Below are 19439 nucleotides of genomic sequence, written 5' to 3'. Positions count from 1 at the left end.
CCGCATCGTAAACTACCTGGACACCATTTGCCCATAATGGGAACATTTTACGCGAACGTGCAGTTCATCGGGGGTACAAACGCGACTTTTCACGTGCTGCTCGTGCCGGATCGGGGGCCGATAGGGTCGCAAGTTGCCACTTTTTAAAAAATAGTTCTTGCCACCGGATGGGAGCTCCGTTATATTATTCCCTGCGCACTCGCGCACCCTTGATCGGGCGTTTAGCTCAGGGGGAGAGCGCTTCCCTGACACGGAAGAGGTCAGAAGTTCAAATCTTCTAACGCCCACCAAATGTTCGCAGCTCAGAGGCTTCGCCTCTGAGCTGTTTTATTTTACGGCGACCAAGCCCAGAGGATGCCACGGCACCCAAAGCGCCCAAACAGCCCCGGTGATTGCCCCGATCAGGCGCGGTTGGGTCTCGCAGCCATATATAAATAACCCCCTATAAAGTGAGGTTTAATACTTTTCCCGAGAAGTGAACGAGCTTATTTGGACCCCCAGAGCATCCACACTTTTTGACGTTAAAACCGCAGGACCCCAGCAGCAAAACCGCAGGAAACGGGCCCCTAAAAGTGTCGATGTTTCGGGGGTCCATTCTGGCTCGTTCACTTCTCGGGAAAAGTATTAGATCTGGATATATGGCCGCTAATTCTAACCCCCTGTTACCGCCCCTACCAATACTGATGCGCATCGATAACGGCTTGCCAGAGCCAAAATCGCTTCGTTTCGGCACGCGCATGGGCAAAATATCGCTGCTCTGCACTCATCGCCTTGTTAAAGATGGGGCGCTTATTCCGATGCAGCTTCCGTCGGATGCGTTCGCACAGCCGAACGAGCTTGTCGTAGTCATTTGCTTGGTCGGTTGTCACCGTAAAATACGCTACTCCCTCAAGCAGTTCCAACTCGTTGCGGCGCTCGGCATCCTTGTGGATCTTCTCGCGGCCGTCATGAATGGCATCGCTGTCGTAGTCGACCATCGCGGTCAGCACCTCTGGCAGCAGCCCGGCCTTTACTTTATCCCTGCCCACCTCGACTTTAGCCGTAAGCGTAATGTCGGGCGTGCGCTCCAACACGCGCAGTTTGCGCTCGCGCCCATCGTTGAGTCCATCGCGAATGAAAGCCTTCTTGTTGAGCTCGGCCTTGCCCAATGCATACCCGCCGTAGCGCGCAGGCAGCGACATAAACATGCACAGCCCCGACTCCCTCGGAGAGCGCGATCCCTCGATCACATACGCAAGCAGCGCCTTTGCCTTCGCGAGACCCCTTACCTTTGGGGACGCCTCGATATACGCCGCAATGAGCTCCTTCGTCGTGAGCCTGCCATCGCGCATGCCCCCATCCCTGCTTGTCACCCCGCCGGGAGCAAGGTTGTCCAGCCGATAGTCCGATGTCATGGCATAGCCGGCATAGATGGCCTCGGCCGCAGAGCTGTCGTGCGCAACCTGCACAAACGCCAGCTCGGGGGAGCACACATACGCATCCAGGCCGCCCATCCAGTGGCCCAGCGAGATAAACGAGCCCGCCGGGAGCTCGTTGGTGCACAGGTGCGTCTTAACATGCTTGCTCTGCCGACGGTCGGCACGCGATGGCACCAGCAAATCCAGCGTTTGGATCCCCAGATCATAGCGATCGATAAACTCCTGCGCCTCTTGCTCCAACAGCGCGCAGGCGCCTGCAATCGACACGACCTCTGGTTCCGAATCCCCAAAACGAGGGTTCGGCAGGTGCGCCAAAAGCGCCAACGCAGCGTTATGTGAAACGATAAAGTAACCCATGGCGCGAAGATAGCACGCGCGTCGGCGGCCGCTGGCGGTCCTGGCGAGTTTTCGGCAAACGACCAGCAGTTTTTTGCCGCGGCGCAACCAAAGTGTTCATTCGTCGACGTCTAAATGCAAATCCGTCAAGCTTTTGGCAAGGTTGCCGCTCAACTGACCAAAAGCTGACCATTTGCTTGCCCATTTGCTTGACGGCACCCCCTCGCCAAAATGCTCCGCGACTTCTCGGACGGTCGAAATGCTCGTTTAGCGACCACACACCCAGCGCTGGGGTATCCTTGGAGCACATGCACCGCAAGCCGCACAAAGGAGCCGCCATGCGCACCGAGCTCGATGTTCCCTTTTCGCACAAAGACAAGGCCAAGGCCCTGGGCGCCAAGTGGGACCGGGTCAAGAAGATCTGGTACGTGCCCGATGGCGTCAACCCCGAGCCCTTTGCCGCGTGGCTGCCTGGGCTGGACCGCTCCGACCCCAGCGCGCCCTACATCTACCTGGTGCTGGGCAAGCGCGAATGTTGGAAGTGCCACGAGCAGACAACGGTCACGGCCTTTGGCATTCCGTATCGGGTGGCCGAGGACTCGGGCAGCAAGGCTGCGCCCGGCGCAGTACCCGCCATGGACGACGCGGGCCACATCGCGATCGACACCGCCCGCGCCAACGCCATAGCTATCGTCCCCGCGCTGGGCTGCGTGCCGGCCGAGATCCGCGACTACCTGCGCGAGCGCTGCGGCTACAAGCCCGTAACGTCGCGCACCACCAAGACCGCATCGCTCTCCAGCACCTGCACCGCCTGCGGCGCGCTGCAAGGCAGCCATTACCTGTTCGAGGAGCCCACGTCGCCGTTTGCGCTCACGGCCATCAACAAGCTGCCCGCGCTGGAGTTCGTGCGCGTGGAAGTCGCCGGCGTCTACGGCATCCCCGCCAGCCAGGACAACTTTGACCAGGCGCTCTTCACCTGGGCACGCGACCACCACACCCAGTTCCACAAGACCTTGTACGAGGGGATTTACCTGTAGGGCATCTTATAAGGCAGAAACGGCTGAGCGTGGAAAATCTCCCGTTTTTGACAGCCCTTCAGCCCAAAAACGGGAGATTATCCACGCTCGGTTTTCGATCGTCCAAAAATCCTCGCTCGCCATCAGGCAATTAGGTGTCCGCATCGTCATAGGTAATGGCGCATCCACAGGTCGGGCATTGCTGAGGATAGACCGGGAGGCGCAGGCCCGTTCGAACCCGCGGGTCGGTGGCGTGCTTATCGCGGGCATCGATGAAGGTGATGTCTAGGCACGGAAGGTCTGTACCGCAGCAAGGACAGGGCAGACAGATTTGGCTGCAGCTGGCCTCGATGAGCGGAAATAAGCTCCGATCCATCAAAACGCGCGGTAAGTTACCGTATGCGCCGCGCGCGATATCGCTTCGCCATCCCATGGTCTCCCCTTTCCTGTTTTACCTGTTGAGAAGAGGATGGCAGGATCGTGCGGCTCTCGTTGCGGCGCGGCGCGATCCGATCAATCGACATGATTGGGTTGCGACGGGCCGCACCTAACTAATACGGAGCAACGGCTTCCGCCCGACGTCGCGATTCCGAGAAATCGAACTCGGCTCGATGCGCCTCGAGGAATCGAGCGTTGGGTCGCAAGCGATGCTCGTCCGGCTCGCGCAGCACCGAGCCTGCAAACGTCGCATATTCCGTATGTCGCAGAAGGTACGACCCGCAAAGTTGATAGTCGCCGCGTACCAGCTCAAACGAAATCAGATGAGCGTCGAACAGCGAGTGCAGGTCGCGGCGCAGCAGGATACCGTTGCTGACAACCTGCGACTTGGGACCCGAGTAGTTCTCGATATGCGCAGCTTCGAGCGCTTCGTCGACATTGCAACCCGAGACGGCGCATCGACCGGTATAGGCCTCAAAGAGCTGCGTGCGGAAACGCTGCTGGCCGATTCGCTCGCGACGCAGCGCATAGCGAACCTTTTCATCGTCGCTCGCCGGAGCGCCGGAAAACTCCGCCGCAATCGGAGCGTCCTTCATGTAGCTCATATCGGGGAAGAAACGCGCGTCGGGTCCACCCTTGTGAACGGGGCCATGCAGCACAAACCAGCTGTTCTCCGGCTCGTAACGCTCAACGAACGCTAGGCCCAGCACCTTGTAGCCAGCGCTCGTTGCAAAGAACACGCCAACGGGAACGCCGCACTCCATGCAGTTGATCATCTTTTGGTTGTAGTCCTGGTCGCGCCAGTTTTCGACCGAAGCACTTTGCGACGAGTACTTGAGCACCCAGGTGCCATCCTCAAGATAGAGCGGCGGAACATCGGGGTAGGCGCCGCGCTTTGAGTTGTGCACCGAAAGGGCGAAGGTCTTCTCACGCGGATGCTTAACGCGCCGGCGACCAGGCCAAAAGATGCCCGAGTCGCGCGACACCGGAAAGAGTTCGGAATCAATCGTCAGACGAAAGGGATATTGAGGGCTATCGGCATTGGTGCGATGCGGGAGCTTGTCCCACAGGCCGCCACGCTGCTCCTCGCGCAAGAACCACTCCCAGGCCTGGACATATTCGGACGGCACAAAGCTGCAAGCACGGTCGAAACTCGGCCGAGCAATCAGCGGAACACTAGAAGCGATGCCGTCCATAAGGAACCTCCTGGAAGAACAGTTCCCCACATTATCGCCTATGCAATGATGGCGCCAAACGAAAAAGGGCCCACTTCCTTCGGAGCGGGCCCTTGACCATCTGCATTTAAGCGAGCGTCGGCATTACGACGTTGCAACACCGGCGAGCTTGACTGTCACATCGTATGTTGCAAGGTCCTCAGCTGCGGCGTTGTTAACGCAGTCAGCATCGGTTCCTTCCATCCAAATATAAATTCGGACCGCTATGCCATCATAGCCAACGCGACTTGCGATCTGGTGCGTACCGGCGTCAACCTGATAATCGTCTCCCACCTTGTTTGCAAGCCAGCCGGCGCAATTGTCTGCTTCAATATGTTGGTAGGAAGGCACTTGAGGTCCGCTAACCGCGTCCTTTACACAAGACCATCCAGCAATGGCGTTTTTATCGTTACCCTTCTCGGTAGTAGAAACTGCAGCGGGAGCGTACACGACCTTTAGAGTTTCATCACCGGTCGGGTTTCCATTAGCATCAATTGCCTGAGTAGTGATACCGACTCGTAAAGAATTCGGGATGGTATCGGTCGTTGGTGCCCCATGGGCGGTAACAACTACGGGCTCTCCGTCAGATCCTTCAAGATACACGTCGGCTATACCGGACTCTGTAATGGTATAAACAATAAACTCACTCTTGAGATAAGCGTAGTGGGTCTCGCCACCAGCCTCGTATTCGCCAGACTTGCCGCCTTGCTTAAAGTTAATCTGCGAGTAAGAGGATACTTTACCGTCGGATCCCCAGCCTTGGCAAACAAACCAGTTCTTAAGATCGTCTGTAGAAGACGGCGTTATCTTTCCGCCCTGTATTGCAGCCGCAAGCGACGTCTGTTCGCCGCCATGTTGGGCACCGTTTTTGAGTTCATCTATCTGAAGGATGAAACCATTCGTCGTTGCGCTGATGGTTGAAGATGTTGCCTTCACCGTGTTATTTGCGACATACCAAGCATAGGTAGCAGACGAAAGAGCAACGGCGGACATAAGCACCGCGCAGGCAGCGCCCATAAGCTGTTTTTTTAGCTCTTTTACGCTTTGGCTCATTCGATAGACCTATCTAGTAAAAATGCCGGGAGCCGACGGTTCGGCCCCCGGCATTCTGAAATCTCAAAAACGACGAAGTCAGCAATAGCTAGTTAGAAGCGCCCTTGTACTCCTTGGGCGTCGCCTCGAAGGTGATTGTCACGCCATTGTTGCCAGCATCGGCATTGATCTTATTAAGGTTGTTAGAATAGACGTTAGCGTCGTTACCATCGTAGTACAGGTAGACATCAATCTGAGTATCCTGATTGGACTTGATCACCGCATTATCGGAAGCAAGCAAATTGCTAGCCGACAGCGGTTTAGAGTCGCTAGACGAGCTGAGCTGAATGCCATTACCGCTCCAGACCTCCCACTTATTACCGCAAACAACGAGAACGCGAAGGGCATTGCCGAGGTTCATGTTTTCCGTCGTTGCGGGGTTAGTAACAGTCACACCCGTAATGTGCAGGTTCGTGAACTCGCCATCATAGGTACCGGTGCCAACATAAAACGTGTTTTTAACCGCGTAATTCGCCTTCACAGCTTTATCGGCAGTTCCGTCAGCAATCTCAAAATCGCTCCCGGTCTTCATCGTCGTGGCATTGGCCTTTTCCGCGTAAGCGGTCTTCCAAACGGCCTTGCCTTCCTTTTTTTCAATCATAGCAGGATAGAGACCAGTCGTCTGATCTGTCGAATAGCTGGTAGAACTAGTGGAATTCGTCGACGTCGTCGTCTTATCAATCACAAGGTATGCAGAGTTGGACTGAGCCGCAATGTTAGACGTCTGTGCTGTGACCTTGTTGTTGCTGACAAACCATGCGAACGTGGCAGAACCCAACGCTACGGCTGCTACCAGCACCATGGCGATGGCGGCGCCCATCTGCTTCTTTAATGCCTTGGTATCCATACGGACCCCTTTCTTTCCCCATTCATCCCAGATGACCCTCGAGAAGCCCGGAAGGGGAGCCCGTGCTTTCGTGTTGGATGTTGCTTGCCCATCCTCTAGATATGGAGTTGAGAATACCATAATTCTTACGATTTCCTTATGAGTTTTCGGCAGCCTACATTCCGGCAGATTCATAAGTCTACCTCAGGTTATATGTGGTGCTATGTGAACATCGTTTACCTTATTTGATCTCTCTCCCACAAAGCTGTAAGTCCCTCTTAAGCCTTGCGACCGCAGTTCCACGCCATCGCATACATTCACCCTCCGCCGAGCTTCGCCCTAGCCCTTCCCCACCCGCTATACTGATGTAGCACGTGTAATTTCTGCTCGCTTGCGTAGGCTGTTTGTTAGGAGGTCCCTATGGCTGCTGCCGCTCAACCTAAAGGAAGCGTTTCCACCGGATCGATCAAACCGGTGACGCGTAAGGCCGTTCGCTGCCAGCGCGAGGTCGCCTGGCTGATCACGCAGGCTGCCGGCAAGTTAGTTGCTACCATCGACGACGTCAACGCACCCACGCCCAGTTTTGTGCTGGCAGCGGCGCTATCGCACGTCCGCGCGCAGGAGCATGCCGCACAGGACCATGGACGCACGATTGACTACAAAGCCGTCATGGCCCCCGACCTCGCAAGCTTTTGTGCGGCTGCAGGGCTGCCCGCGGCTCCCAACGCACTCTCGAACGCAGGCTATATGTTTACGCTCTCGGGTGCGGACCTGATTCGTGACGTCTACGCCTACTGCAGCGACCTCGGCGAGCGCTCGGGTGACGCAGCGCAGGCCAAACCGAGCTACGCGATCAAACTCGCCCTGCGGATGTTCTTACTGGATGGCACCGCCGAAAACGCCTCTGCATAGCAAAAGCGCCGAGCCGAGAATCAATCCCAGCCCGGCGCTCGTTCGTCCTACTTGTCCCCGTCCCCTGCGGGCGAGTTCTTTTGGTTGCGGCGGTTGCTCCAGGTCACGTTGTGTTCCTTGTAGTAATCGGGCGCCTCGTTGCCGCTCGCGCTAATGGGGTCGTTGCCAGTCAGGGTGTCGGCAATATCCTGCACGAACTTAACGAACAGGCTCGAATCGTCAGTCTCGGACGAATCGAAATCGAAACCGAACTCCACCGCGCCGCCGATGATCTTATCCACGCACTCCGGATCGTCGCCGTCCAGCCAAATGACCACGGTGTACTTGTCCACATCGCCCACACGGAAATTCGCGTGGCTGATGGTCGTCACCACGTCTTTGGACGCAAACGGTTCGGTGTTGGGCTCGGGGTTGCCGTCGGCCGCGGCGGCTGCGTAGGTGGTGGGCTCGCCATTGCGATACACCCGCACGCGCGCGGCCTTATCCACGCCCTTGCTGGCGCTGACCACTTTGAGCTTGGCACTGTAGCCCAGGTCGGTCTTGCCGGCGTTGCGGATATAGAAGGTGTACGCCACGTAGTTTTTGCCGTTGTGGCTGCCGTCGATGTCGTCCAGGTTATCGGGCAGGTCCTCGGCAGCGATATTGGTGCCGTTGTCCACGGCGTCGGCCGCCAGGCGCGCGGTGGCGTTGTTAAAGTCGCCGTTGTCGGCAATGGCCACGCCGCGGCGGAACAGCTCCAGGCGGTTGAGGTTGATAGTGAAGTTACCCATGTTTTCCTGCATAAACGACAGGGCGAACAACACGCCAAAGGCAAGCGCCAGCACTACGAGGGCCTTTTGCAGCTTGTCCATGCGCAGCAGCGCCGCGCCGATGCGCTCCATGCGGCGCTTAGGCATGTACATGGAGACGACCGCGTCGGGGTCGATGTCGTCGAGGTCCTGGTCGGCCAGCGCCTGCTCCAGCTCCTCGATGCGCACTACGCCGCGGAGGTCGCGCTTGGGTTTGCGTTTGCCGGAGCGCTTGCGCGGGGCAGGATCGGTGCTGGGGGTGTCCTCGGGCTGACCCTCGGTCAAATCCTCAGCCATGCCCTCGGCCAAATCCTCGGCAGCTTGATCTTTGTTGTCGTTACGCTTGAACAGTGCCATGGCGATCAGATCTTATATTTGGTGCGAATGTAGCCGACGTATTCTTTGACGAGCTCGCGCTCCATGTCGTCGGCGTAGCGGAACTGCAGGCCGCAAACGTTGCGGTACAGGCTGCCCTTGGGCGCGCGGCGCACCCAGCACACGATGCCCAGCTGCTCGGGCAGCTCGTGACGCTCGCCCTGCAGGCGGATCGTGGGCATTTGCACGGCCAGGGCCTCGCCCACATCGGGGAAATCGTTGAGGTAGATAGCCAGACCGCCGGCCGAGACGTCGATGGTCATGGCGTCCTCGGACTCGGAGGTCGGCGCGTTATCGCGCTGGTAGGTCAGGCGCATGGCGACCTTAAAACGCTCGTCGCGGCGCTTGACAAAGCTGCGCTGCTCGGCGACTTTGCGCATTTTCCAGTAGGTGCGGATGCCCTTTTTCTCGACTGCCTCGGGATAGCCGGCGAGCACGAACGTCTCCTCGCCTACTTTGTACTGCAACAGTAGCTTTTGGTTTTCGTCCATGAGCAGCGGTTTGCCGGCGAGCATGGGCGCGCTCATAAGGAAGTACGCCTCGTCCAGGTCCTCTTTGTACGTGGCGAGCATGTTGAAGTCGGTTTTTTGGCCCATGGGCACGTCGAATGCCACCTGAAGCTTGGTCCCCGGCGTTATCTGTTGCTCTGCCATGTATTCTCCCCTAGTCGCGAGCGCCGATATCATCGTCGTGCGCGATGCGCATTGGGCTATTGTAACTGCTTTGCCGCAGGTTTCGATGCGCAGCGCGTGAAATGGCGGGATGGTAGGAGCCGAACGCTAGTGCAGCCGCTCTGCGCGCTCCGTTAGCCGGTACTTGCGGTTGCGGCTCGTCGCCGACGCCGTAGGTTCAAGCTCGCCCTGTGCGATGAGCGCATTGACGCGTACCCTAACCTGGGAGACGGTGAGTCCCGTGCATTCTGCCAGTTCACGTGTTCCCAGTTCGCCGTTGCGCTTGAGTGCCGCCACAATTAAGTCCCCGCCATGATCAATTTGTTCAACCTTCGCTCGGTAAAGGACAACCTTAAACCGGTCGAAACCCGGGCAAAACAATGGCTCGGCCAGACCTTGCGCACGCATGGCATCGAGCATCATTGGAATGCCCGACCCGTTGCCTTCGGCAGGAGAGCCCGCACCGTCGGGCAATGGGACAAGCGACATGAGCTTCACAAGCGTCGCATTGCGACATCGGGAGCTGCCGTCAAACAGGTTCTCGCGAGTCTTTCCTCCGTATAGGCCACCGGGGTTCGTCACCTCGATACGGTCATCAAAAACGTCGACAGCAATCGATTGTCCACAGAACCGATCTCCGTATTCTCGGTGGATTGCGGCGTTGGCGATTGCCTCGCGCAGGACCTCCTCGGGAATCTCCAGCGAGTCGACACGCGAGACGCCTTGGATCGTCGAGGTTCGCCGCAAATTCTTGGCGACTGCCGCGACGGCATCCGAGACCATTTCGCCCAACGTCCCCTCGCAGATCGTACGGTCCATGAACCTCAACGACCCCGCCGCGCCCTTCTGCGTTCCGGCATAGACCGCCACATCGATAAAGAGCTTGGGATAGAACTGCTGAGGATAGGCACCCGCAGCCAGGAGCCCGGCCTTAGTGACATTGCCCTGGGAGTCAAGGAAATTCAGGCGCTCCAGCTTCGTTTTCTTGTCCGGCGCGCCGCGCATCGCACGGGGTGTCAGTGAGGAAGCACGCTCTATCGTGCGGTCGACCAGGGCCTCGTCAAGATCGCCTGCGACCGCACCGGGCACTGCATCGCGATCACTGGGGCTCGTCCGTTCATACGATGACAAGGACAGGACCTCGGTCGACGAGAGCGGAACATCTTTGTCATCGATGCGTTTGTAGCTGCCGCCTTGAGCGCCCCGCTCTATGACATAACAAGGCTTGCTCGACGGGTCGAGCTCCTCAATCGTGATGACCAAAACCACGGTGCCCTGGAGCTCCACGCGTTCAATGGTGTATTTGGGCGGATTGGCCAGTTTTCCGCGACCGCCGGCATCACCCATGCCCGCTACGAATTGGTTGAGCACCTTCTCGGTCTCAAAGTTCTCAACCGGGACAAAGCCCGCGCGCTCGCTCACGCCGAGCACGATAATTCCGCCAGCAGTATTCGCGAATGCGCTAACTGTTTCCCATACGTCGCGGGAAAGCGTCGTGGCGCTCTCCTTGACCTCGACGTTAAGATCGTCCGAGCCCATGCGCCTTAAAGACTCGAGCAGACCGGTCAGCTCGTTTTCATTCATCTGCATGTCCTTTCGCTCGGCCCGGCGGAGAATGCCACGAATAGATTTCCTTCGTCTCTCAGTTATCTCTCGTAATTATCTCTCATCTTACTGCTATCTCTCATATTAGAGATAATTGAGAGATGAAAGATAAGATGTCTGCCATCTGTTTCATGTAAACATGTTTTTGCTGATAGAACAATCAGTATTGAGACAATACCATGATTGCTTGTCTCTTTGCTGCTCAGTTATCTCTCATATTTATCTCTCGTCTTTCGGTTATCTCTCATATTAGTGACGAATGAGAGACGAGAGATGCGTGAGTGGTGCATGGGCGTGGATTATTGGACGGTCGGAAAATCCCTCAAATAAAAAACGGGGCCGGCCTTACGCCGAGCCCCGTTTTCAAACGGTCAGTTAGTTATCCAACGCGCGAGCATAGCAGTCAACATTACGCCGCCGCGAACACTCCCAAGCCCGTTCCGATGATGCAGATTGCGAAGATGCCCAAGATGATCCAAATGGTCTTGACGCCCTTTTTATAGAGGGCAACGCAAGCGAACGTTGCCAGCAAGGGCAGCAGACCGGGGAAGATCGAATCGAACAGATCCTGCAGGACAATCTCCGAACCACCCACGTCAAAGGTCAAAGCCGTGGACAGCGAGACCTGTGCCGCAATCATGGCGCCGATAACGGTCATTCCGAGAACACCGGCAGCATGCGTCATGCGAGACATAAGGTTGCTCTCTTCGGACTGCTGCAAAAACTTGGTTCCCAAGTCGTAACCCAGATGGGCGGCGACGATACGCGTTGCAAAGTTAATCACGGAGTAGATGAGCGCGTACACGATGGGGCCGAGCGGGTTGCCCGTCGAAGCGATGCCAATACCAATGCCGGCGGCAACCACGCGGAACGTACCCCAGTAGAACGAATCGCCGATGCCGGAAAGCGGTCCCATAATGCCGACCTTCATGGCGTTAATCGAGGACGTGTCGAAGTTCTTATCGGCAGCCGCCTGCTCTTCCATCGAAACCGTTAGGCCGGCTACAAACGGAAGCACATGAGGCGTGATGTTAAAGAACTCGGTATGGCGATCGAGCGCCGCATAGTAATCGTCGTCGTTGGGATAGATCTTTCGCAGGGGCTTCTGAATGGTGTACATGAAGCCCATTGCCATCATCTTGTCGTACGACTGCGAGCACTGGCTCGTAAACTGGCGAAGGAACATACTCCGATACATATCGGGAGTCATAATCGCGTCCTTCTTGGCCTCTTTGAGGTCGGTGTTCTGGATAGCCATTAGAAGTCCTCCTCTTCATCTGCAGCAACCGTCTGCGGACCGGACGAGCCCTCGCGGAAGGCCAGGAGCAGCGCGACGCAAATGGCAGCTGCGGCGACGCCGACCACGTCCATCTTGAGGTAGATGACCATAATGAAGCCCAGGAACAGCCAGGGAAGGAGCTTGTTATCGCCCATGGTCCTGATAAGAAGAGCGAAGCCGATGCAGACCATGACGCCGGACGCAACGTTGAGGCCGTCCATCACAAACTGCGGAATCGCGCTGAGCGCATTGTTGATAAGGTCGGCACCAAAGAACAGCGAGCCAAACACCAGCAGTGCAGACGGAATGCCAATCGACAGCGGCACGATGGTCAGATGGTACAGATTCGCCTTGGCAAGATCGCGATTTGCCAGAGCGGTCTCAATCTTCTTGCAGGCAAAGGCACCCGGAACGGCGTAGCAGAAGTTGCGCCACACCTGAAGGAAGACGGAGACGGGAAGGGCGAGCGCGACGGCAGTTGCCGTGCCCGTACCCGTAATGACGGCAAACGCGCAGCCAAGCACGCCGGAGGCATAGACCTCGGGAGGAACCGCCGCGCCGACCATGATGGCGCCCATGAACATGGACTCCAAAGCAGCGCCGACGATAACGCCCTGCTGGACATCGCCAAGGATCAAGCCGACAAACAGGCTCGTAAACAGCGGACGACCAAGCATCGTAATGCCAAATAATTGCTCGTCCATGGACGCAATAAATGCGACCAGTGCAACTAGAAGATACTGGACAACCATTTCGATCAACCCCAGAAACAGGTCTGCAGGCGAGGCATTCTGCGCAGCTCGCCTGCAGACAACCGCAGCAATTTGAGAGGATTAGTAGTTCATCTGGTGATAGTAACGACGCGTGGTGAGCGGGTGGTTACGGACGTGCTCGAGATGGCAGCTCAGACGCTCGGTGATGGTGTAGGTGACCATCGGGGAGACGATCTTGCGGAACTCGGGGTCGCTGAACGGCAGCTCGACCTCGGCGGTGTCAAACTTGTTCACGCGGACGTTGACGCCCTTCTCGTCGGCGAGCATGTGAGTGAAGTTGTCCACGCGGTCCATGAGCTTACGGGTGTCGTCCTCGCCGTAAAGCATGATGAGGCTCGTGCCTTCCTCGCACAGCTCGATGGTGCCGTGGAAGAACTCGGCGGCGTGGATGGACTTGGTCTTGATCCACTGCATCTCCTCGAGGATGCACATGGCGTAGTCGTAGGCCTCACCCCAGAGCATGCCGGAGCCAATCACCATGTGGTAATCGGTGTCCTTGAAGTCCTCGGCCATGGCGGCGCAGCGCTCGTCCTGAGCGTCCTTGGCCTTGATGAGGTACGGAGCGATGTTGCCGAACTCTTCCATGAAGGTGTCGTACTTGGGGAAGGCGCCGGCGTTCTTGAGGAAGCGGGCGACCAGCGTGATCTGGTAGGTGTAGATGGCCTCGCACAGAACGTCGTCCTCGGCGAAGCTGAAGAACTTGTAATCGGCGTACTCGGTGGCCGGGGTGTTGTCGTTGGAGACATACATCAGCGTGCGGGCGCCCTGCTCCTGGCAGAACTTGGCAGCCTCAATGATCTCGGGGGTGGTGCCGGTACGGGTGGAGAAGACGCAGACAGAATCCTTGTTGAAGGTCTTGGGCGGGCAGGCGAGGAACTCTGCGGCGATCTCGCAGTGGACATCGACGTCGGCCGTGGTGGTCTCGACCCAATACTTCATCGGGAGCGTGTGGGCCCAGGTGCCGCCGCAGCCGATGAAGAAGATGTTGGAATAACCCTGCTCGCAGACCTCGTCCACGGCAGCCTCAATCTGAGGACGGAGAGCGAGGGCATCGCTCACAACCTTCTCGTAACGAGGCTCATCGAAATTGAACATCCCTTACTCCTAACTCACTTGGATGAACCCTTCATTCATCCCATGACGTTATAATACTTTATATAACTAACTATGCAAGAACTATTTCAGATTTTTTTAATAAAAAGCCCGCCGATCAAATGATCGACGGGCATAGGCATAGAGCATTGGTTCAATAAATGCCGAGCATCAACGTGTTTCCGGCTAGAAAACGTCCTTGGCAAACACCTTAGCGTCATTGGGGACCTGACGGATTTCGATGGCCACGCCATCGCCCAGGAGCTCTTGGATATGCTCGGCATCTTTCTCGGTCGCAAAGATCGCAGGGGTCGGATGAAGCGTGGTCTCAGGGGTCTTTCGGGTTCCGCCCAGATTGATCTCTTTGATGTCTTTGCAACCCTTAGCGAGACGATAGACATCTTCAATCGTCTCAGTGATGATAAACAGCGAATACTTGTCGGTAACGCCGCTGTTGAGCGCCTCGATAGCAGCGTCAACATCCTTGATGACGAGTTTAACGCCGTTGGGGCGGGCGAGCCTCAAGGCCGCCTTCCTCATGTCGTCTTTTGCCACAGCATCGCTGGCAAGCAAGATGCAATCTACATCCAAAGCGTGAGTCCAGGACATGGCAACTTGGCCGTGAATCAGTCGGTAATCAACTCTCGTAAGCTTAATCATCGTTATCATCTCCGCACGTGATAAAGGGAATGACAGGTGTGGCCCCTAGCAAGGGCTCGAACCAGAACTAACTAGAACTCTTCTTCCTCGGCGCCGGCAAGCATGTCCGCCGCCTCGCAAAGCTGAATAAACGAACGCGATCCCTCGACCGCGGCTTTGGCCTTGTCCGCATCCAGGGAGTCCAGCTGTGTAACCATTTCCACCAGCAGCGGCAAGTTCATTCCAGCGATTAACGTAAACGATCCGTCGGTCTGCCTCTGAATGAATTCGTTGTTTACAGAGCCGCCAAAGATGTCAGTCACGACAAACCAAGAGTCGGCAGGGTCCCTCGTCTCCATCCATGCATCAATCAACGCCGCGACGTCCCTTGAATCGTCATCGACATAGGCGCACAGGCACTCGATTCGGTCGTTGGTGCCCATCAGAATCTCCAGAGAGCTTTTCATGCCTTGGGCGAGATAACCATGACTCGCTAGCAATATCTTATTCATAGTTCTCCAATACCAATAGGACGTACTATATTGTCATAACAAAGTATATTAGCAATCTACCCTACGTGGTGTGTCTATTTTCCAAATCCGCGAACGGTAACAATTGGTCGGTAAATCGACCAATCTATCGCTAATTTACAAATAGAACTTCAGTCGCTCGGTGCAGTACACCTGACGGGAGATGAAAAGCGGCTCGCCACTTGGGGCATAACGTCTATCGACAAACAGAAGCAGCGAAGAGTCCAGCTCCACGTTAAGGTATGCCGCCTCGAGCTCGCTCGCATAGCAGACCTCGAGCGTACGCGTGTTGGGACCCATCTTGATCCCCTGGCGATCGAGTACCGCCATCAGCGAATCATCGAGGGACTCATGCTCCAAAAAAGAAAGCGCAGCGGAATAGCTATTGGTTTCCAGCATCGTGGGCTTGCCATCCACAAGGCGCAGACGACGGCTACGCAATACCTTTTGGGTATCGTCTACGCCCAGGAACTTCGCGTCTCGCAGACTTGGGAAGTCCCAGCCCATTTCGAGAACCCTGGTAGACGCCTGTTTGCCCGCAAGCTGGCACGAATGGGTAAAGCTCTCACGGTCGTCCGCGGCATACATCTGCGTGTCCGACGAAACGAACGTGCCCTTGCCGCGGGCCCTCTCAACAAGACCAGCATCTTCCATTTCTTTAATTGCGGAGCGAACCGTTATTCGGCTCACGCCAAATTGCTCGATAAGCTCCGCCTCGGTCGGAAGCTTATCTCCCGGGCGGTACGTGCCGTTGGCGATTGAATCAGAAAGCGCACGAACAATCTGTTTGTACAGGGGGATAACGCTATTTGCCTCAACCATATCAACCATACCTTTACAAGGAATCAGCAGCCTATAGATAAATGACTTATATTGTATTAGAACTTTTTAGCACTCCACGCCATTTCCTATAATGTTTTAGCAAACGAGGGGTTATTTTGCGTAAGCGGTGTAGAGTCCATCCATTTCCGCATACAGCTTCAATCTGATGGCGGTATATGCATCCGATAAGCCGATTGATTTTTATCTTCTACCTGTCTCACATTCATCCCTCGTCGTAGAGATGAATGTGAGGTGAGAGATACGTACTTGACGCGCGAGCGTGGATATTTGGACGGTTTTTGGGCTTTTGGCGGCCGATTTCATCCGAAAATCCACGCTCATGCGGCAGACGTCCGAATTTCCACGCTCGTGTGCCAGAAAATCCACGCTCATCCGGCAGATTGGTCGAAGGCCCCATATGGGTATACTCTCGGGGATTCGACTCGATTCGCCCCCGTTGGGGCGTCAAAGGAGACTGCATATGTCCACTACCTCAACCGACCCGCGCGCCGCTGCCGCCGCGCTGCTGGTGCCCGGAACCACCTGCCACGGCTTTACCGTCGAACGCCGCGAGACCGTGCCCGAGCTCGACGCAGACGCTTACGTGCTGCGCCACACCGCCTCGGGCGCTCGCCTGCTGTACCTAGCGTGCGACGACGAAAACAAGGCCTTTGCCATTGGCTTTAAGACGCCGCCGGCCGATTCCACCGGCGTGTTCCATATTCTTGAGCACTCGGTGCTGTGCGGATCGGCCAAGTTCCCCGTCAAGGAGCCGTTTGTCGATCTGATCAAGAGCTCCATGCAGACGTTCCTCAACGCCATGACCTACCCCGACAAGACCATCTACCCCGTTGCCACCACCAACGAGCAGGATCTGTACAATCTGATGGACGTGTACCTGGACGCGGTGTTCAACCCGGCCATCTATACCAAGCCCACCATTTTTGAGCAGGAGGGCTGGCACTACGAGCTGGACCTGCCGGAGGGCGCTGGCGGCGAAGGCAGCGCCGCCAGCCTGCGCGAGGGCACGCTGCGCTATAACGGTGTAGTGTTCAACGAGATGAAGGGCGCGCTGTCCGACCCCATGAGCGTGCTGGACGACGCCGTCAACGCCGCGCTCTATCCCGACACCGCCTATGCGCACGAGAGCGGCGGCGACCCACGCGCGATTCCCGCGCTCACCTACGAGCAGTTCCTGGATACGCACGCGCGCCACTACAATCCTTCCAACTCTTATATAACGCTCTACGGCGACCTAGATGTGGACCGCGCGCTGGCGTTTTTGGACGAGCGTTATCTGTCGCAGCCGAGCGCTGCGAGCCGCCGCATGGACGCTGCCGTTGCCGCCGGCGAGGACCCGTCCGCGCTGGCACCCAATCCGCTGGGCGTACAGGCACCCGTGACCTGCGAGTACAAGCGCGTCGAGATGGCCACCACGCCCGAGAACGCCCTGGTGGGCCTGGGCCTTGTGCTGGGTAGCGCGCTCGACCGCAAGCGCACGATCGCGGCGGACATCCTGTTCGAGGCGCTGCTTGGCTCCAACGAGGCGCCTGTTAAGAAGGCCATTCTGGCCGCCGGCCTGGGCGGCAACGTGGTGAGCTACACCGCGGCCGAGAGCCTGCAGCCCTACGAGCTCATCATGCTGCAAAACGCGCAGCCCGGCGTGGCGCGCGAGCTGCGCCGCGTGTTCCAGGACGCCTGCCGCGACCTGTGCGAGCGCGGTGTTCCGCGCGAGCGCCTGGAAGCCATCATCAGCAGCAACGAGTACGACCTGCGCCAGCGCGACTACGGTATCGCCGACGGCGTGGCCATTGCGTGCGACGCGCTGAGCACGTGGCTCTACGATGACGACGCCGCGACGCTGGCGCTCAAGTACAGCCCGGTGTACGAGGAGCTGCGTGGCGAGCTGGACGGCAGCTACTTTGAGGACCTGCTGTGCGAGCTCGTGCTGGAGAACGACCGCATGGCGCTGGTCGAACTGGTGCCGGTGGACGCCGGTGCCGGATCGGAAGGCGCCGAGGCGGCAGAGCTTGCCGCCAAGCGCGATGCCATGACCGATGCCGAGCTGGCCGATGTGGTCGAGCGCACGGCCGCGCTGCGTGCCGCGCAGGAGGCCGAGGACACGCCCGAGGACAAGGCCACGCTGCCGCGCCTGCGCGTGTCCGACATTGGCGAGGCGCGCCCCGAGCCGCCGCTGGTCGTTGACACGACCGCGCCCATCCCCTGCCTGCGCCACGGCATCCCCACCAACCGCCTGGCCTACGCCATGCAGTATTTCGACCTGAGCTGCGTCGCATTTGAGGACCTGCCCTATGTGACGCTGCTCTGCCGCCTGCTCAAGCAGCTGCCCACGCGCGAGCATTCGGCCGAGGAACTCGACAACCTTATCGCCGGCAAGCTGGGCTTTTTGAGCTTTACGACCGAGGTCATGACCCAGCCCGACGTAGACGGCGTGCGCCCCTACCTGCTGGTGAGTGCCGGCGCCCTGTCCGAAAAGATCGACGCGCTGGCGAGCCTGCCGCGCGAGGTGTGGTCGAGCGCGCTGTTGGCAGACGCCGACGCCGACCGCGTGCGCGACGTGCTCACGCAGATTCGCATTGGGCTCGAGCAGGGCTTTATCAACAACGGTCACTCGGCGGCGCTCGGTCGCGCGATGAGCTACAGCTCGCCTTCGGCCGTGGTGCGCGAGCAGCTTTCGGGCGTTGATTTCTATCTGTTCCTGCGCGATCTGCTCGAGCACTTTGACGAGCGACTGGACGACCTGCGCGCCAAGCTTGCCGAGTTGGCAGGTCGTATCTTTGTGGTCGACGGCTGCATGGCGAGCTTTACCGGCAGCGACGAGGACTTTGACGCGTACTGGGATGCCGCGGGCGACCTGGGGCTGGGTGCGGGCGATGGTGCCGGCCGCGACGCGCTCGTGGTGCCGGCGCCGTGCGACCGCCACGAGGCTTTCGTGATCCCCAGCGACATCTGCTTTGCGGCAAGCGCGTGCGACCCGCGTCGCTTGGGGCTTGACGTGACAGGCACTTGGGCCGTGGCTGCCAACGCGCTCTCCTACGATTACCTGTGGAACGAGATTCGCGTGAAGGGCGGTGCATACGGCTGCGGATTCCGCGCAGCCGGCGAGCGCCAGACGGCGTTCTACACCTACCGCGACCCGGCGATTGACCCTTCGATTGAGCGCGTGGAGCGTGCAGGCGCATGGCTTGGCCGCTTTGAGCCCGACGAGGCCGCCTTTGAGGGCTTTATCGTGAGCTGCGTGAGCGGCATGGACGCGCCGGTGAAGCCCTATGCGCTCACCAAGCGCCGCAACACGACCTACCTGGCCGGGCTCGATCCGCATGCGCGCGAGGAGCGTCGCGCCCAGATGCTCGCCGCCACGCCCGGTGAGCTGCGCTCGCTCGGCACCGACGTAACGCGCATCGCAGCCGAGTCGCCCACCTGCGTCTTTGGCGGCCGAGACGTCATCGCCAAGAGCAACGCCGGCTTTAACGTAGTCGACCTGCTCGCCTAACCACAGCAAAGGTAGATTTTTGGGACATGCCCGAAAATCTACCTTTTTCTTTGGCGCACAGGGGGTGTTCCTATAGTTTTGTCAACTGGGAAATGCTCT

At 58.0% G+C, this 19439-nt stretch carries 17 protein-coding genes and 1 tRNA gene; 4 read left to right on the top strand and 14 right to left on the bottom strand.

The features are described 5' to 3' along the window. The first annotated feature begins 215 nt into the window (after positions 1-215). Positions 216-290 (top strand) — tRNA-Val (locus DXC18_RS05660). Positions 291-671: 381 nt separating this feature from the next. On the opposite strand, the gene DXC18_RS05655 is transcribed toward DXC18_RS05660, so the two are convergent. Next, the gene (locus tag DXC18_RS05655; protein WP_199412218.1) at positions 672-1775 is read right to left on the bottom strand and encodes a hypothetical protein; all 1104 of its coding nucleotides are present in this window, start codon (positions 1773-1775) and stop codon (positions 672-674) included. A 317-nt stretch (positions 1776-2092) separates the two neighbouring features. On the opposite strand from DXC18_RS05655, the gene DXC18_RS05650 reads away from it, so the two are divergent. Next, positions 2093-2791 carry a DUF5710 domain-containing protein gene (locus tag DXC18_RS05650; RefSeq protein ID WP_117629015.1) on the top strand — a complete coding sequence of 233 codons (699 nt, stop codon included), beginning with the start codon at positions 2093-2095 and terminating at the stop codon, positions 2789-2791. 130 nt (positions 2792-2921) lie between these two features. Here the strand turns inward: DXC18_RS05650 and DXC18_RS10340 are convergent, their stop codons facing one another. The 4 genes from DXC18_RS10340 to DXC18_RS05635 form a co-directional block, all read right to left on the bottom strand. Next, positions 2922-3203 (bottom strand): hypothetical protein, encoded by a 282-nt coding sequence (locus DXC18_RS10340; RefSeq protein WP_118256698.1) that lies wholly within the window; start codon positions 3201-3203, stop codon positions 2922-2924. A gap of 118 nt (positions 3204-3321) precedes the next feature. Continuing rightward, the gene (locus DXC18_RS05645; protein ID WP_117629016.1) at positions 3322-4404 is read right to left on the bottom strand and encodes an HNH endonuclease; all 1083 of its coding nucleotides are present in this window, start codon (positions 4402-4404) and stop codon (positions 3322-3324) included. A gap of 123 nt (positions 4405-4527) precedes the next feature. Next, a complete protein-coding gene (locus DXC18_RS05640) occupies positions 4528-5475 on the bottom strand; it encodes a hypothetical protein (protein WP_117716597.1) in 948 nt (315 codons plus the stop codon). 88 nt (positions 5476-5563) lie between these two features. Beyond that, positions 5564-6361, bottom strand: coding sequence for a hypothetical protein (locus tag DXC18_RS05635; RefSeq protein ID WP_117629018.1), 798 nt, complete (start codon positions 6359-6361; stop codon positions 5564-5566). Between the two features lie 399 nt (positions 6362-6760). Between DXC18_RS05635 and DXC18_RS05630 the strand changes: the two genes are divergently transcribed. After that, entirely contained in the window at positions 6761-7252 is a 492-nt protein-coding gene (locus tag DXC18_RS05630; RefSeq protein WP_117716596.1) for a hypothetical protein, read from the top strand. A 47-nt stretch (positions 7253-7299) separates the two neighbouring features. Here DXC18_RS05630 and DXC18_RS05625 read toward each other — a convergent pair whose 3' ends face one another. The 9 genes from DXC18_RS05625 to DXC18_RS05585 all read right to left on the bottom strand — a co-directional run bounded on the left by DXC18_RS05625 (position 7300) and on the right by DXC18_RS05585 (position 15826). Continuing rightward, positions 7300-8397: a hypothetical protein gene (locus DXC18_RS05625; RefSeq protein WP_117716595.1), complete on the bottom strand. Its 1098-nt coding sequence runs from the start codon at positions 8395-8397 to the stop codon at positions 7300-7302. A gap of 5 nt (positions 8398-8402) precedes the next feature. Further along, positions 8403-9068 carry a PilZ domain-containing protein gene (locus DXC18_RS05620; RefSeq protein WP_158551981.1) on the bottom strand — a complete coding sequence of 222 codons (666 nt, stop codon included), beginning with the start codon at positions 9066-9068 and terminating at the stop codon, positions 8403-8405. Between the two features lie 126 nt (positions 9069-9194). After that, on the bottom strand, positions 9195-10670 hold the full coding sequence (locus DXC18_RS05615; RefSeq protein ID WP_117716593.1) for an ATP-binding protein: 1476 nt from the start codon (positions 10668-10670) through the stop codon (positions 9195-9197). Positions 10671-11100: 430 nt separating this feature from the next. Next, positions 11101-11949 (bottom strand): PTS system mannose/fructose/sorbose family transporter subunit IID, encoded by an 849-nt coding sequence (locus DXC18_RS05610; protein ID WP_199412217.1) that lies wholly within the window; start codon positions 11947-11949, stop codon positions 11101-11103. Then, complete coding sequence (locus tag DXC18_RS05605; RefSeq protein WP_117716592.1) at positions 11949-12722, bottom strand: PTS sugar transporter subunit IIC; 774 nt, start codon at positions 12720-12722, stop codon at positions 11949-11951. The genes DXC18_RS05610 and DXC18_RS05605 overlap by 1 nt, the downstream gene beginning before the upstream one ends. 81 nt (positions 12723-12803) lie before the next feature. Continuing rightward, positions 12804-13838 (bottom strand): SIS domain-containing protein, encoded by a 1035-nt coding sequence (locus tag DXC18_RS05600; protein WP_117640663.1) that lies wholly within the window; start codon positions 13836-13838, stop codon positions 12804-12806. A 183-nt stretch (positions 13839-14021) separates the two neighbouring features. Then, complete coding sequence (locus tag DXC18_RS05595) at positions 14022-14495, bottom strand: PTS sugar transporter subunit IIB (protein WP_117634363.1); 474 nt, start codon at positions 14493-14495, stop codon at positions 14022-14024. Between the two features lie 71 nt (positions 14496-14566). Next, positions 14567-14986 carry a PTS sugar transporter subunit IIA gene (locus DXC18_RS05590; RefSeq protein ID WP_117629024.1) on the bottom strand — a complete coding sequence of 140 codons (420 nt, stop codon included), beginning with the start codon at positions 14984-14986 and terminating at the stop codon, positions 14567-14569. Between the two features lie 135 nt (positions 14987-15121). After that, the gene (locus DXC18_RS05585) at positions 15122-15826 is read right to left on the bottom strand and encodes a GntR family transcriptional regulator (RefSeq protein ID WP_117563729.1); all 705 of its coding nucleotides are present in this window, start codon (positions 15824-15826) and stop codon (positions 15122-15124) included. A gap of 481 nt (positions 15827-16307) precedes the next feature. Between DXC18_RS05585 and DXC18_RS05580 the strand changes: the two genes are divergently transcribed. Further along, entirely contained in the window at positions 16308-19340 is a 3033-nt protein-coding gene (locus DXC18_RS05580; protein ID WP_117716591.1) for an insulinase family protein, read from the top strand. The last annotated feature ends 99 nt before the right edge of the window (positions 19341-19439 follow it).

It is taken from the genome of Collinsella sp. OM08-14AT (assembly GCF_003438115.1).
Taxonomy (GTDB): Bacteria; Actinomycetota; Coriobacteriia; order Coriobacteriales; family Coriobacteriaceae; genus Collinsella.
Note: the sequence above shows the minus strand (reverse complement) of the source record. Positions and strands in the feature narration are given on the sequence as shown.

Excerpts from the sequence above, each read along its gene's own strand:
- DXC18_RS05640 (WP_117716597.1), bottom strand. The coding sequence starts at position 5,475 with ATGAGCCAAAGCGTAAAAGAGCTAAAAAAACAGCTTATGGGCGCTGCC.
- DXC18_RS05645 (WP_117629016.1), bottom strand. The coding sequence starts at position 4,404 with ATGGACGGCATCGCTTCTAGTGTTCCGCTGATTGCTCGGCCGAGTTTC.
- DXC18_RS05610 (WP_199412217.1), bottom strand. The coding sequence starts at position 11,949 with ATGGCTATCCAGAACACCGACCTCAAAGAGGCCAAGAAGGACGCGATT.
- DXC18_RS05625 (WP_117716595.1), bottom strand. The coding sequence starts at position 8,397 with ATGGCACTGTTCAAGCGTAACGACAACAAAGATCAAGCTGCCGAGGAT.
- DXC18_RS05650 (WP_117629015.1), top strand. The coding sequence starts at position 2,093 with ATGCGCACCGAGCTCGATGTTCCCTTTTCGCACAAAGACAAGGCCAAG.
- DXC18_RS05605 (WP_117716592.1), bottom strand. The coding sequence starts at position 12,722 with ATGGTTGTCCAGTATCTTCTAGTTGCACTGGTCGCATTTATTGCGTCC.
- DXC18_RS05585 (WP_117563729.1), bottom strand. The coding sequence starts at position 15,826 with ATGGTTGAGGCAAATAGCGTTATCCCCCTGTACAAACAGATTGTTCGT.
- DXC18_RS05590 (WP_117629024.1), bottom strand. The coding sequence starts at position 14,986 with ATGAATAAGATATTGCTAGCGAGTCATGGTTATCTCGCCCAAGGCATG.
- DXC18_RS05620 (WP_158551981.1), bottom strand. The coding sequence starts at position 9,068 with ATGGCAGAGCAACAGATAACGCCGGGGACCAAGCTTCAGGTGGCATTC.
- DXC18_RS05580 (WP_117716591.1), top strand. The coding sequence starts at position 16,308 with ATGTCCACTACCTCAACCGACCCGCGCGCCGCTGCCGCCGCGCTGCTG.
- DXC18_RS05595 (WP_117634363.1), bottom strand. The coding sequence starts at position 14,495 with ATGATTAAGCTTACGAGAGTTGATTACCGACTGATTCACGGCCAAGTT.
- DXC18_RS10340 (WP_118256698.1), bottom strand. The coding sequence starts at position 3,203 with ATGGGATGGCGAAGCGATATCGCGCGCGGCGCATACGGTAACTTACCG.
- DXC18_RS05655 (WP_199412218.1), bottom strand. The coding sequence starts at position 1,775 with ATGGGTTACTTTATCGTTTCACATAACGCTGCGTTGGCGCTTTTGGCG.
- DXC18_RS05600 (WP_117640663.1), bottom strand. The coding sequence starts at position 13,838 with ATGTTCAATTTCGATGAGCCTCGTTACGAGAAGGTTGTGAGCGATGCC.
- DXC18_RS05615 (WP_117716593.1), bottom strand. The coding sequence starts at position 10,670 with ATGAATGAAAACGAGCTGACCGGTCTGCTCGAGTCTTTAAGGCGCATG.
- DXC18_RS05630 (WP_117716596.1), top strand. The coding sequence starts at position 6,761 with ATGGCTGCTGCCGCTCAACCTAAAGGAAGCGTTTCCACCGGATCGATC.
- DXC18_RS05635 (WP_117629018.1), bottom strand. The coding sequence starts at position 6,361 with ATGGATACCAAGGCATTAAAGAAGCAGATGGGCGCCGCCATCGCCATG.